Below are 12,221 nucleotides of genomic sequence, written 5' to 3'. Positions count from 1 at the left end.
GTGGCGAGCCTATTCCAGCGCCGCCAAGCGTTCTTCCAGCGCTGCAATCCGCGCTTCCAGCGCCTCGAAGCGCTCCACCGATACCGCACCACCCGCGCTGCGCTCCGGCCCTTGCTGGCGCGCCGCAAGAATCGCTTCGATCTCTGCCGGATCACCCAGCGCATGGGTATAGCGGTCTTCACGCTGCCCGGCCTGGCGCGGCAGGTGCAGGGCAAAACCTCTGGCGATCAGTCGTTCCAGCTGATGCAGCACTTGCTCGGCATCTTCGAACTCATGCATGCGGCTGCTGCGGGTCAGCAGTTCATTGACCGTCTGCGGACCGCGCAGGAACATCAGACCCAGCAGGGTGACCTGCGCCGGCACCAGCTCCAGGGCCTTGTCCACGCGCTGCTCCCAGCGGTCGGCGCGGCTGCCCATCTGCAGACGGGTCAGGCCTTGCCCCTCAAGAGCGCGCAGGGCCTGGCCAACCTGGCCCTGGCTCAAGTTCATCACCGGCTCGCGGCTGGTCTTCTGGTTACAGGCCAGAACCAGGGCGTTCAAGGTCAGCGGGTAGGTTTCCGGGCTGGTGGCCTGTTTTTCGATCAGCGCACCGAGAACGCGGATTTCGCTGCTGTTGAAGCGGGCTTCGGAAGGGGATTGGTGATCGTCGGACATGACCCTGTCTCTATGCGAAGAAAGGCCTCTAGCCTAGGTGCGCGGCAGGGTAAAACACAAGCAGCCGGTGCAGGAAGCACCGGCTGCGGGTCAAGCTCAGGCGCTCTGGCGCTCTTTGGCCATGCACGCTGCGGCAGTGAACAGCACGTCGGTGGAGGAGTTCAGCGCGGTTTCCGCCGAGTCCTGCAGTACGCCGATGATGAAACCTACGGCTACCACCTGCATGGCGATCTCACTCGGAATACCGAACAGACTGCACGCTAGCGGGATCAGCAGCAGCGAACCGCCGGCCACACCCGAGGCGCCACAGGCGCACACCGCGGCGACGACGCTCAGCAGAATGGCGGTAGGGATGTCGACGGTGATGCCCAGAGTGTGCACGGCTGCCAGCGTCAGCACGGTGATGGTGATTGCAGCACCGGCCATGTTGATGGTCGCCCCCAGGGGGATCGATACCGAGTAGGTGTCTTCGTGCAGGCCAAGCCGCTCACTGAGGGCCAGGTTGACCGGAATGTTGGCCGCCGAGCTGCGGGTGAAGAACGCAGTAATGCCGCTTTCGCGCAGGCACAGGAACACCAGCGGGAATGGGTTGCGGCGAATTTTCCAGAATACGATAAGCGGGTTGACCACCAGCGCAACGAACAGCATGCAGCCGATCAGCACCGCCAGCAGCTGCAGGTAGCCGAGCAGGGCGTCCAGGCCCGACTGCGCCAGGGTCGAGGCAACCAGACCGAAAATACCCAGCGGCGCGAAGCGAATCACCACGCGCACGATCAGGGTGACGCCGTTGGACAGGTCTTCGACCACGGTACGGGTGGTTTGCCCGGCGTGACGAATAGCCACGCCCAGGCCGATGGCCCAGGCCAGAATGCCGATGAAATTGGCGTTCATCAGCGCGCTGACCGGGTTGTCGACCACGCTCAGCAGCAGGCTCTGCAGCACTTCGGCAATGCCGCCCGGGGCGCTGAGGGCAACGTCCGAGGTGCTCAGGGCCAGCGAAGAGGGGAACAGCATGCTGGCCATGACTGCCACCGCCGCCGCAGAGAACGTGCCGAACAGGTACAGCACCAGGATCGGCCGGATATGGGTTTCGGTCCCGTGTTTATGGTTGGCGATGGAAGCCATGACCAGAATGAACACCAGGATCGGTGCTACAGCCTTGAGGGCGGAGACGAACACCTTGCCGACAAAGCCCAGGCTCAAGGCGGCTTCGGGGGCGATCAGGGCCAGAGCGATACCGGCCACCAGGCCGATCATGATCTGTAGTACCAGACTGGTACGGTTCAACAGCTTTAGAACAGGTGTCATGTCGGGTGTTTCTCTGTCTTGTAGAAGGGCTGCAGGCCCGTTGCGGTGCCGGACAATACTGTGGGTACCAGGCGCTCAGGGCATGAAAGGGGCGCGACTTTAGCACAGCGGGGCACAATGGGTGATTGCCCTGTGTCAGTCGCCAGGGCGGGCGTGTAGTATGCGCGCCCCTCTGAAACGGCTGCGGGCCGTGGATGTTTAGAGTTCTGGAGCGTAGATGTTACTGCCGATTCTGTTGCTGGCTGCGGCCGGCTTCACTGTGTTGACCACCGAGTTTGTGATCGTCGGCCTGTTGCCGGGAATCGCTCGTGATCTGGCCGTCAGCGTGCCTCAGGCCGGGCTGCTGGTAACGCTGTTTGCCTTTACCGTGGCCTGCTTCGGCCCCTTCCTCACCGCCTGGTGCGCACGGTTCGAGCGCAAACGCCTGTTCGTCGGCATCTTGTTGCTGTTCGCGGCCTGCAACGCCTTGGCGGCGCTGGCACCGAACATTTATGTCATGGGCCTGGCGCGGCTGTTGCCGGCCCTGGGCTTGCCGGTGTTCTGGTCGCTGGCCAGTGAAACGGCGGTGGACATCGTCGGGCCTGCGTACGCCGGGCGGGCCATTTCCAAGATCAGCTTTGGCGTGGTCTGTGCCACGGTGTTTGGTATCCCGGTTGGCACCCTGATAGGCGATGCCCTGGGCTGGCGTGCGGCGTTTGCCTTGCTGGCCGTGCTGGCGCTGGCCAAGGCGTTGCTGCTCCACCTTTACCTGCCGCGTACGCCCCGGCATAGCCAGGCCACCTCGTTGCGCGGGCAGTTCGGCATCCTGCGTAGCCGTTTGCTGCAAGGCCACGTGCTGCTTTCAGTGCTGGTGTTCAGCGGCATGTTCACCGTGTATACCTACCTGGCCGATATCCTCGAGCGCCTGGCCGGGTTCGATGGTGCGCGGGTTGGCTGGTACCTGATGGGTTTTGGGGCGGTAGGCCTGGTTGGTAATAGCCTGGGTGGGCGCGCGGTGGATCGCCATCCGTTGCTGGCCTCGGCGGGTTTTTGTGCGTTGATGCTGGTCGGCCTGATTGCCCTGGTGCCGAGCATCCATTCCAGCTACGGCCTGATCGGCGCGCTGGCGATCTGGGGCGCGACCCAGGCGGCACTGTTTCTGGTCAGTCACGTCCGGCTGATCAAGGCTGCACCGCAGGCCCCGGCCTTTGCCGCTTCGTTGAACATCGCCGGGGGCAATCTGGGGATCGGCCTTGGGGCAATCATCGGCGGTCGGGTGATCGACACTGTCGGCCTGGCCGGCCTCGGTTATGCCGCCGCCGTACTGATTGGCGCTTCAGTGCTGCTGGCATTGGGCTTGATGCGTATGCGCAATTCCAGCGCTACCAATTGAACAATTGGCGGCGAGCCCCTTCGGTGATGGCGATAATGCCCGGGTGCTTGACCTTGCGCTCCACCGAAATGGCGTAGAACGACTCGATCACCGCGTCGGTTTGGCCGATCAGTTCGACCCCGTATTGGCGGCAGACCTCATCGGCAATCACGCTGGGGCCGATGAAAATCCCGCTGCCGGACTGGCCGAACGCCTGCATCAACGCGCTGTCATCGAACTCACCGACAATCCGTGGCTGGATCTGTTGCTCGGCAAACCAGCGCAGTAAGCGGCTGCGCACCACGGTTTCCTGACCGGGGATCAGCAGCGGAGCGCGTTGCAGGCAGGCCGGAAAATCCTCACTCAACTCAGCGGCCAGGGCAGGGGTGGCGAAGAAACTGATGCCACATTCACCCAGGCGCTGGCTGTAGCCCTTGATGTCCAGGTGGCTGGGCATGGGGCTGTCGGAGATCACCAGGTCCAGGCGCTGGATCGCCAGGTCAGCCAGCAGGCGTTCGAGTTTATCCTCGCGGCAGCTCAGGCGCAGGGCGTCTTCCATGTCCATGGTCGGTGCCAGCAGGCGGTAGACGATGGATTTGGGCACTACGTCGGCAACTCCGACCCGAAACAGGATCTGCTGCTCATCCGGACGGGCACGCAACATGGCCTCCAGCTCCCCTCCGATCTGAAACATCTGCTCGGCATAGGTCAGCGCCTGGCGACCCGTTTCAGTCAGTTCCAACTGCCGCCCGACCCGGCGAAACAGCTCGATACCGTAGGTGTGTTCGAGCAGGCTGATTTGCCCGCTGATCGTCTGCGGCGTCAGATTCAGCTGCTCACCCGCGCGCACGATGCTGCCGGTGCGGGCCACCACCCAGAAGTAATGCAGCTGACGGTAGTTGAGCATGCAGATTCCCGATTCGTAAAAACCGAAGTATAAGCGCTGAAAATACGAATTTTCCTGATGTGTCGAGATATTTACAATCCCCAGCCATCACGGTGCCACTGACTGGGCACTGATCATCGACACGGAGAACCACAGATGTTGCAGCTCAAATCCATCGGAACACCCCTGGTGCTGCTGGTGGCCCTGTTTGCCATGAGCGGTTGCGAGCAGGCGGAAAAATCCGCCCAGCAGATGCTCAACCAGGCCGCAGAGTCCGCCAAGGAAGCCATCGACAAAACCAACGAAGCCGCCCAACAGGCCCTCAGCGAAGCCACGGGCTCCGAGGGCGAGAAGGTCGCCAAGCCTGAGCGCGACGACAGCGCTAAAGAAATCTGACCCACCCTTACCTTGATGCAGGAATGATTCATGGAATACTTGTTGGAACTCGCCGCAAGCCCGACCGCCTGGGTAGCCCTGGCCACCCTGGTGGCCATGGAGATCGTGCTTGGCATCGATAACCTGATCTTCATCTCCATCCTGACCAACAAGTTGCCCGAGGAATATCGCTCCAAGGCGCGCCGTATCGGGATCAGCATGGCGCTGGTGATGCGCTTGGGTCTGCTCAGCACCATTGCCTGGATCGTGCAGCTGACCGAGCCGGTCATCGATGTGTTCGGCCATGCGTTCTCCTGGAAAGACATGATCCTGGTTGCCGGTGGCCTGTTCCTGCTGTGGAAGGCGACTACTGAAATCCATGAGAGCGTCGACCCGCGAGCCAAGGAAGAAAGCAAAGCGTCCTCGACCATCACCCTGGGCTTTGCTGCCGCTATTGGTCAGATCCTGCTGTTGGACATCGTTTTCTCGATCGACAGCATCATTACCGCTGTGGGCATGACCGAGCACTTGCCGATCATGATCATTGCCGTGATCAGTGCGGTAATCGTGATGTTGGTGGCGGCTGACCCGCTGGCCAAGTTCATCAACGACAACCCGACCGTGGTGATGCTGGCCCTGGGCTTCCTGATCATGATCGGTATGACCCTGATCGCTGAAGGCTTTGGCGCCCATGTACCGAAAGGTTATGTGTATGCAGCGATGGCGTTCTCTACCGCGATCGAAGCGCTGAACATTCTGTCGCGCCGGGCACGGCTCAAGCGCGAAGCGGTTGAGGGTTGATGTAAATCGCGGGGCAAGCCCGCTCCCACAGTGGGAGCGGGCTTGCCCCGCGATGCTTTTCAGGAATCAATGCGCACTGGCATGCCGACGACTACGTCGCGTCGGCACCGCCTCGCTGGTTTGCTTCGGCAAGCTATGGTGCGAGTGATGGCGGCGGGCAATCCGCAGCACGCCCCAGAGCATGGCGGCGGCGACGCTCAACCAGGCGCCCACTAGCATGAAAATGGCCATTGTCAGGCTCATGTCTGCCTCCTCAGGTCCCTGGCCAGCCCATGATGCTGGCCACGCGGACATCCCTAGAGTCTAGCCGAAGCCGTGGTGCAGGCCATTGACCGATGGTCTAGGCCCTTGGGCCGCTTTGTTCTAAGCCGCCTTGACACTATACCCACGCGGCCTGCCGGCCTATGATCGCACCCCAGGGCCGGGCGCTGTCTGCCGGGCATCAGCACAAGCGAGTGTTCATGCTGCCACTGTTTATCACATTCTCCGCTATTGCCCCGCGCCGCCTGCTGGCCGCCTGTGCGATGGCCCTGGCTCTGGCCGGTTGCGCCAGCCAGCCTGCTGCGCCCAAGGGTTTGCCACAGCGGGTGGAAATCGGTTCGGTGCCGTTCTACCGCGGCAATGCCAACCAGAGCGCGCCGATGGCCCTGGCAGCGATCCTTTCGCAACAGGGCGTGCGTATCACTCCGGGTCTGCTTGAGCGGCCATTGGGCCTGCCCCAGGGCGTCGACAAACTGCAGGGTTCGATGCAGAACGTCGCCCGCCAGTACGGCATGGTGGTCTATCCGCTGGAGCCGAAGCTGAATGCGCTGCTGACCCAGGTGGCTGCAGGCAATCCGGTGCTGCTGCGTTTCGAACAGGGCGCTGCGTTCTGGGGGGAGCCGCGCTATGCCTTGCTGGTCGGTTACGACAGCTACAAGCAACGGGTGCTGCTGCGGGCGGGGATGAATCGACGCCTGCTGATGGATTTCGACGACTTCACGTCGGCGTGGGACAAGCAGGGGAGTTGGGCCGTGCTGGTGCAGCCGCCGAGCCAGTTGCCGGCTCAGGTTGACCGTCAGCGTTGGCTGAAGGCAGCCAACGACCTGGCCCAGACGGGCCAGGAGCAAGCGGCGCGCCAGGCCGTCAGCGCCCTGGGGCAATGACGGCGCAGGCCGGGCCCGGGCTTAGAAGCCCAGACGGTCGCGCAGGCTGTAGTACCAGGCACCGATGGCGCTGAACGGCACACGCAGCATCTGGCCACCCGGAAACGGGTAGTGCGGCAGTTCGGCGAATGCGTCGAAACGCTCGGCCTGACCACGCAGGGCCTCGGCCAGTACCTTGCCCGCCAGGTGGGTGTAGGTGACGCCGTGGCCACTGCAACCCTGGGAGTAGTAGATGTTGTTGCCCAGACGGCCGACCTGTGGCAGGCGCGACAGGGTCAGCAGGAAGTTGCCGGTCCAGGCGTAGTCGATCTTCACGTCCTTGAGCTGTGGGAAGGCCTTGAGCATTTTCGGCCGGATAATGGCTTCGATGTTAGCCGGATCACGCGCGCCGTAGACCACGCCACCGCCGAAGATCAGGCGCTTGTCGCCGGTCAGCCGGTAGTAGTCGAGCAGGTAGTTGCAGTCTTCGACGCAGTAGTCTTGCGGCAGCAGTTGGCGCGCCAGATCGTCGCCCAGTGGCTCGGTGGTGATCACCTGAGTACCGCATGGCATGGACTTGGCCGCCAGCTCCGGCACCAGGTTGCCCAGGTAGGCGTTACCGGCAACGATGACGAACTTGGCGCGTACTTTACCTTGCGGGGTGTGCACCACCGGGTTGGCGCCACGCTCGATGCGTACTGCCGGGGATTGTTCGTAGATCTTGCCGCCCAGCGACTCGACTGCCGCGGCTTCGCCCAGCGCCAGGTTCAGTGGATGGATATGGCCGCCGCTCATGTCGAGCATGCCGCCCAGGTACTGATCGCAATCGACCACTTCACGAATGCGTTTCTGGTCCATCAGCTCCAGCTGGGTGTGGCCGAAGCGTTCCCACAGGCGCTTTTGCGATTCCAGGTGGCCCATCTGCTTGGCGGTCAGGGCGGCGAACACGCCACCGTCCTTGAGGTCGCACTGGATATTGTACTTGGCCACGCGCTCACGGATGATGCGCCCGCCTTCGAAGGCCATTTGGCCGAGCAGTTGCGCCTGCTTGGGGCCGACGGTGCGTTCGATGACATCGATGTCGCGGCTATAACTGTTGACGATCTGGCCACCGTTGCGGCCCGAGGCGCCGAAACCGACTTTCGCGGCTTCCAGCACAGTCACGCTGAAGCCCGCTTCCAGCAGGAACAAGGCGCTGGACAGACCGGTGTAGCCGGCGCCGATCACGCAGACATCGGTCTGTACCTCTTCCTGCAGCGCCGGGCGCGGCGGAACCGGATTGGCCGATGCGGCGTAGTAGGACTGAGGGTAGGGGGTATTGGCCATGCTGCGAAACCTCTGTTTTATATTTTTTACGACTGTACCGATGCTATCAATAATAATAAACACCCGCTAGTCGTGTGTTGAAAATCCTTTACCCCGGGTTTTCACAAATACTTTTGATATTCAGTGGCTTAGCTTGAAAAAAAGAGTTGACACGCTCAGCCGATTCCGTAGAATGCCGCCTCACAGCAGGCACATAGCTCAGTTGGTTAGAGCACCACCTTGACATGGTGGGGGTCGTTGGTTCGAGTCCAATTGTGCCTACCAAATCAAATCCGCCCCTGCTGGCGGTGCTGAAAAGGCGATCCGAGAGGGTCGCCTTTTTTGTTTTCCGGTATTTAAGGCGGAAGACTAAAGCTGCTGATTTTTTTGATTTTTTTATAGATTTCGCTTTACGACAGGTAGGGATCTGCGTATTATGCGCCCCACAGCAGGCACATAGCTCAGTTGGTTAGAGCACCACCTTGACATGGTGGGGGTCGTTGGTTCGAGTCCAGTTGTGCCTACCAAATCTCGACAGAAAGGGCGATCCGAAAGGGTCGCCCTTTTTGCATTTCTGGTGCGCACGGGATAGTCCTGCGGTGCCATGGGGCTTACAAAAGGCAGTCGTGGGTCAAGCCCGCTTCTCCAGCGTGCTAAAATCCGCCGCTTGTATTCAGGAGATTGACGCGTGCGCAAAGTGGCGATGGTAATGGCAGTACTGGCTCTGGCCGGCTGCGAAAATGCAGTCGAAGGCGTGCACAAGCAGATAGCCGAGCAGCTGCCCAATCCCAAGACGGCCAAGTTTGGCAACGTGCGAATCGACAAGCAGGGCACGATCTGCGGTCAGGTGCGCAGTAAAGATGACGCCGGCACCTTCTTGCCTTACCGCAGCTATGTAGCTTTCAAGCAGGCCGACGGTTACGAAATCGTGCTCGCCGACAAGGGCAGCAACCTGCGCATTCGCGAGGCCTGTGGCGGCGCCGAACTGCAGCGCAGCGCCGAAGCCATGGCGGATAAACCCGCCCCTGAGGGTTGGGATGTCGAAATCGTGCAAGGCCCGAACATGGGCGCCCTGAGCGACATGACTGCACGCCTGATCGAAAAACAGATCCCTTCGTCAGTGGTGTACCGCGACGGTAAGCCAGTGGTGTTGCTCGGTCCGTTCCCGAGTAAAGCTGAAGCCGAAGCGAAACAGGCTGATGTGATGGCGCGCCTGGGCACTGACTCGATCGTTATCCAGCACGACGCGCCGCGCTAGCCGGTACCTTTCCCTGCCCCGTACACTCACGGCTCAACGCAAGGAGAGCCGTGATGAAGGACACATCCCCGCCATTACCCTGCAGCGCGCCACCGAACAGCATATCGAATCGAAGGGCTGGTCGAGCTGACCGTGTTCACCGACAATCAACCGGCGCTGGCCCTGTATAACCGCCATGGCTTTGAAGTCAAAGGACAATTGCGTGACTATGCTATGCATAACGGTGGGTTGACCGATGCCTACAGTATGGCGCGTCTGCAACACCGCGAACGTTGAGTGGGAGGGCCTATGTCTACGCTGGAGCGAGCCATTGCGGTGGCGGCCAGGGCACACGAAGGGCAGCGGGACAAGGGCGGCGCAGCCTATATCCTGCACCCGTTGCGGGTGATGCTGCGGGTCTCGACCGCTGAGCAGCGCATCGTTGCGGTGCTGCACGATGTGCTTGAAGACTCCCCGATGACCTTGTCGGACCTGGCGCGTGAGGGTTTTGCCCTGAAGATCCTGGCGGCGGTGCAGGCGCTGAGTCGCCGCGATCAGGAGAGCTATGAGGCGTTTGTCATTCGCCTGGGCGGCGACCCGTTGGCGCGGGTGGTGAAACTGGCCGACCTTGCCGACAACAGCGACCTCTCGCGTATCGCCATTCCCGGCCCTGAAGACATGGCGCGCCTGGCCCGTTACCAGCAAGCCAGCGCCTACCTGCAGGCGCTGGCCTGACGCTTAGCCGCAGGCGCTGAGGTTGACCGGGCCGACAAACTCGTTGCCGTGCCCCATCACACAGGCCACCCGCTGGTTGCGCTGGCGTTCCCAGGGCTGCGGCGGGTAGGTCTTGTTCCAGGCCTCATAGAGCTGGCGGTCCTGTTTCGACAGCTTGAGGCTGTACTGCTTGCTCATATAAAAGTAGGTGCGCGCGATCATGCCGCGGATCGACGGCCGCGGCATGACTTTCTTGGCCTTGAAATCAACCTGGGTCAGGCATGACCCGTACTGCCCTCGCTGCTCGGGCAACCAGCCGAAGCTGAAGTTGCTGCGATCACCATTGACCTCGCCAATGCTCGGCACCAGGTTGTGCAGGTCGGCTTCGGCACGCTGGTAAACCTTGTCGTTGCGCGTGCAGTTCTTACGCCCGCCGTCTTGCCAGCACTGGCGCTGATGGCCGATCTGCCAGGCTGGAACGATATGCTCCCATTCGATGCGCGAAGCGCGGTTGGCGTTTTTGCGTGGGATGTAGCCGCATGCGGCGAGGTCGACCTTGTTGCCGTTGTACTTGCAGCCACAGTAGAACTCGGTGGATTGCGGTGCATACAGGCGCCAGGCAACCTTCTTGGCCTCGTTGAAAGTGCGCGGTGCATCGGCGTGGGCGGTGGTGGTGACGCTGAACAGCAGGCAAGCGACTGCAAAAAACGAAACTCTCATGCGGGGTTAATCTTCCTTTGGCACAACCCAGAAAATCTGCACACCACCGTCATCGCGATAGGCGAGGGTGACGTTGTCGTTCTCGGCGATTTCCTCGAGCAGGGTGGCCCAGTCATCAGGCGATTCGTGCTCCAGGCGGAAGATCAGTGCGGCGCGGGACTTTTGCGCAGTCGGTGAATTGATGATTTTCTGGATGCGGATGCCCAGTTGCTCGTAACTGCTGGCAGGGGCGGAAGTGGTGGCCACGAAACGTTCCTTATTTAGCTGTATGCGCATACAGTATTTTACTGTAAGCAATTTCGCAACAGCTCGTCAGTGAAAGAGCGCATGTGACCGCAAACCGCGCAGTTTGCTGCGGTCTGTTTAAAGTTTTTTTGCTGAGGGTCGGGGAGGTACGCCTGCCCGTCCTACAGGGCGGGCAAGCGTGGGCGGGGCACTGGACTCAGTATTCCCAGAAGATCCGCTGCAGCTCTTTGCTGTCCTGAGTCTTGGTCAGGGCGACCATGGCCAGGATCCGGGCTTTTTGCGGGTTCAGGTCGTGGGCCACGACCCAGTCGTTCTTGTCGTCAGGCTGCTCGGCGTTGCGCAGCACGAAACCGCCCTGGTTGACGTGGGAGGAACGAATGATCTGCACACCGTCCTTGCGCAGTTCCTGCAGGGCAGGCACGACGCGCGACGACACCGAACCGTTGCCAGTGCCGGCATGGATGATCGCCTTGGCGCCACCTTGGGCCAGAGCTTTGTAGGCGGTGTCAGTCACGTTGCCGTAGCCGTAGGCGATGTCCACGGCAGGCAGGCTGCTGATGTTCTTGATGTCGAATTCCGAATCCACGGTGTGGCGCTTGGCTGGCAGGCGGAACCAGTAGGATTTGCCTTCGACCACCATGCCCAGCGGGCCCCATGGGCTCTTGAAGGCTTCGGTCTTGATGTTGACGGTCTTGCTGACGTCGCGACCCGACAGAACTTCGTCGTTCATGGTCACCAGTACGCCTTTACCGCGCGATTCCTTGTTGCTGGCAACCGCCACGGCGTTGTACAGGTTGAGCATGCCGTCAGCGGACATCGCCGTGCCCGGACGCATTGAGCCGACCACCACGATTGGCTTGTCGGTCTTCTCAACCAGGTTGAGGAAGTAGGCGGTCTCTTCCAGGGTGTCGGTACCGTGGGTGATGACAATGCCGTCAACGTCCTTACTGTCGGCAAGTTCGGCCACGCGCTTGCCCAGTTGCAGCAGGTTGTCGTTGCTGATGCTTTCGGAGGCGATCTGCATCACCTGTTCGCCGCGCACATTGGCAATGTTTGCCAGTTCCGGAACGCCGGCGATCAGCTTGTCCACACCCAGCTTGGCGGCCTGGTAGGTCGCGCTGTTGGCGGCACTGGCGCCAGCGCCGGCGATGGTGCCGCCAGTGGCGAGGATCACCACGTTGGCCAGTTTCTGTTGGTTCTCGGCTTCCTTGGCGTTGACGCCTGTAGGCAGTAACAGCAGCAGGGCCAAAGCGCCCGGAACGAAGGAGTTAAACGCAGCTTTCATTGTTGATCTCTCTTATGGCTGGAGTTCGCTGTGTAACCCGCAGGAAAAAGCAGAAATCGAGCCAGCTCTATCATTCGTTGTATTACATATTCAATCTATTGATTTATATAAACTTTTAGTAAGTGTGCCGAGAAAATCCGACTGCGAATAGTTCGGAAATCCGAATATAATCTACAAAGGGGGGTTCGGTTTTCCGAGTATTTTGGCGATAATTC

General features: G+C 61.0%; 14 protein-coding genes, 2 tRNA genes and 1 pseudogene. 9 read left to right on the top strand and 8 right to left on the bottom strand.

Annotated features, from left to right (window positions below; genetic code table 11):
- Positions 1–9: 9 nt before the first annotated feature.
- Together C6382_RS01090 and sstT are read right to left on the bottom strand one after the other, a co-directional pair.
- Positions 10–654 carry a YceH family protein gene (locus C6382_RS01090; RefSeq protein WP_107022711.1) on the bottom strand — a complete coding sequence of 215 codons (645 nt, stop codon included), beginning with the start codon at positions 652–654 and terminating at the stop codon, positions 10–12.
- A 96-nt stretch (positions 655–750) separates the two neighbouring features.
- Complete coding sequence (sstT, locus tag C6382_RS01085) at positions 751–1,962, bottom strand: serine/threonine transporter SstT (protein WP_107022710.1); 1,212 nt, start codon at positions 1,960–1,962, stop codon at positions 751–753.
- Between the two features lie 217 nt (positions 1,963–2,179).
- On the opposite strand from sstT, the gene C6382_RS01080 reads away from it, so the two are divergent.
- Positions 2,180–3,334, top strand: a complete 1,155-nt coding sequence (locus tag C6382_RS01080) for an MFS transporter (RefSeq protein ID WP_107022709.1) — start codon at positions 2,180–2,182, stop codon at positions 3,332–3,334.
- Here C6382_RS01080 and nhaR read toward each other — a convergent pair.
- Positions 3,324–4,220 carry a transcriptional activator NhaR gene (nhaR, locus tag C6382_RS01075; protein ID WP_107022708.1) on the bottom strand — a complete coding sequence of 299 codons (897 nt, stop codon included), beginning with the start codon at positions 4,218–4,220 and terminating at the stop codon, positions 3,324–3,326. The two genes, C6382_RS01080 and nhaR, sit on opposite strands and share 11 nt — an antisense overlap.
- 135 nt (positions 4,221–4,355) lie before the next feature.
- On the opposite strand from nhaR, the gene C6382_RS01070 reads away from it, so the two are divergent.
- Both C6382_RS01070 and C6382_RS01065 read left to right on the top strand, forming a co-directional pair.
- Positions 4,356–4,595 carry a hypothetical protein gene (locus C6382_RS01070; protein ID WP_107022707.1) on the top strand — a complete coding sequence of 80 codons (240 nt, stop codon included), beginning with the start codon at positions 4,356–4,358 and terminating at the stop codon, positions 4,593–4,595.
- Positions 4,596–4,625: 30 nt separating this feature from the next.
- Positions 4,626–5,375, top strand: coding sequence for a TerC family protein (locus tag C6382_RS01065; RefSeq protein WP_107022706.1), 750 nt, complete (start codon positions 4,626–4,628; stop codon positions 5,373–5,375).
- A gap of 66 nt (positions 5,376–5,441) precedes the next feature.
- Here the strand turns inward: C6382_RS01065 and C6382_RS24105 are convergent, their stop codons facing one another.
- On the bottom strand, positions 5,442–5,618 hold the full coding sequence (locus C6382_RS24105; RefSeq protein WP_178082725.1) for a hypothetical protein: 177 nt from the start codon (positions 5,616–5,618) through the stop codon (positions 5,442–5,444).
- 161 nt (positions 5,619–5,779) lie between these two features.
- Between C6382_RS24105 and C6382_RS01060 the strand changes: the two genes are divergently transcribed.
- Entirely contained in the window at positions 5,780–6,520 is a 741-nt protein-coding gene (locus C6382_RS01060) for a peptidase C39 family protein (RefSeq protein ID WP_107022705.1), read from the top strand.
- Between the two features lie 21 nt (positions 6,521–6,541).
- On the opposite strand, the gene C6382_RS01055 is transcribed toward C6382_RS01060, so the two are convergent.
- Positions 6,542–7,825 (bottom strand): FAD-binding oxidoreductase, encoded by a 1,284-nt coding sequence (locus C6382_RS01055; protein ID WP_107022704.1) that lies wholly within the window; start codon positions 7,823–7,825, stop codon positions 6,542–6,544.
- 187 nt (positions 7,826–8,012) lie between these two features.
- On the opposite strand from C6382_RS01055, the gene C6382_RS01050 reads away from it, so the two are divergent.
- From C6382_RS01050 to C6382_RS01030, 5 genes and pseudogenes are all read left to right on the top strand, one after another.
- Positions 8,013–8,089, top strand: a tRNA-Val gene (locus C6382_RS01050).
- 165 nt (positions 8,090–8,254) lie between these two features.
- Positions 8,255–8,331, top strand: a tRNA-Val gene (locus tag C6382_RS01045).
- A gap of 161 nt (positions 8,332–8,492) precedes the next feature.
- Positions 8,493–9,062, top strand: a complete 570-nt coding sequence (locus C6382_RS01040) for an SPOR domain-containing protein (RefSeq protein ID WP_038609573.1) — start codon at positions 8,493–8,495, stop codon at positions 9,060–9,062.
- Positions 9,063–9,182: 120 nt separating this feature from the next.
- Positions 9,183–9,338 (top strand): annotated as a pseudogene (locus C6382_RS01035) (GNAT family N-acetyltransferase); the annotation flags it as partial.
- A 12-nt stretch (positions 9,339–9,350) separates the two neighbouring features.
- On the top strand, positions 9,351–9,776 hold the full coding sequence (locus C6382_RS01030) for a bifunctional (p)ppGpp synthetase/guanosine-3',5'-bis(diphosphate) 3'-pyrophosphohydrolase (RefSeq protein ID WP_107022703.1): 426 nt from the start codon (positions 9,351–9,353) through the stop codon (positions 9,774–9,776).
- Between the two features lie 3 nt (positions 9,777–9,779).
- On the opposite strand, the gene C6382_RS01025 is transcribed toward C6382_RS01030, so the two are convergent.
- From C6382_RS01025 to C6382_RS01015, 3 genes are all read right to left on the bottom strand, one after another.
- Positions 9,780–10,475, bottom strand: coding sequence for an endonuclease (locus C6382_RS01025; protein ID WP_107022702.1), 696 nt, complete (start codon positions 10,473–10,475; stop codon positions 9,780–9,782).
- Positions 10,476–10,481: 6 nt separating this feature from the next.
- Positions 10,482–10,751: a DUF1654 domain-containing protein gene (locus C6382_RS01020; RefSeq protein ID WP_107022701.1), complete on the bottom strand. Its 270-nt coding sequence runs from the start codon at positions 10,749–10,751 to the stop codon at positions 10,482–10,484.
- Positions 10,752–10,917: 166 nt separating this feature from the next.
- Positions 10,918–12,006: an asparaginase gene (locus C6382_RS01015; protein ID WP_107022700.1), complete on the bottom strand. Its 1,089-nt coding sequence runs from the start codon at positions 12,004–12,006 to the stop codon at positions 10,918–10,920.
- Positions 12,007–12,221 lie beyond the last annotated feature (215 nt).

Origin of the sequence: Pseudomonas sp. BBP2017, from assembly GCF_003024385.1 — a bacterium.
Lineage (GTDB): Bacteria > Pseudomonadota > Gammaproteobacteria > Pseudomonadales > Pseudomonadaceae > Aquipseudomonas.
Note: the sequence above shows the minus strand (reverse complement) of the source record. Positions and strands in the feature narration are given on the sequence as shown.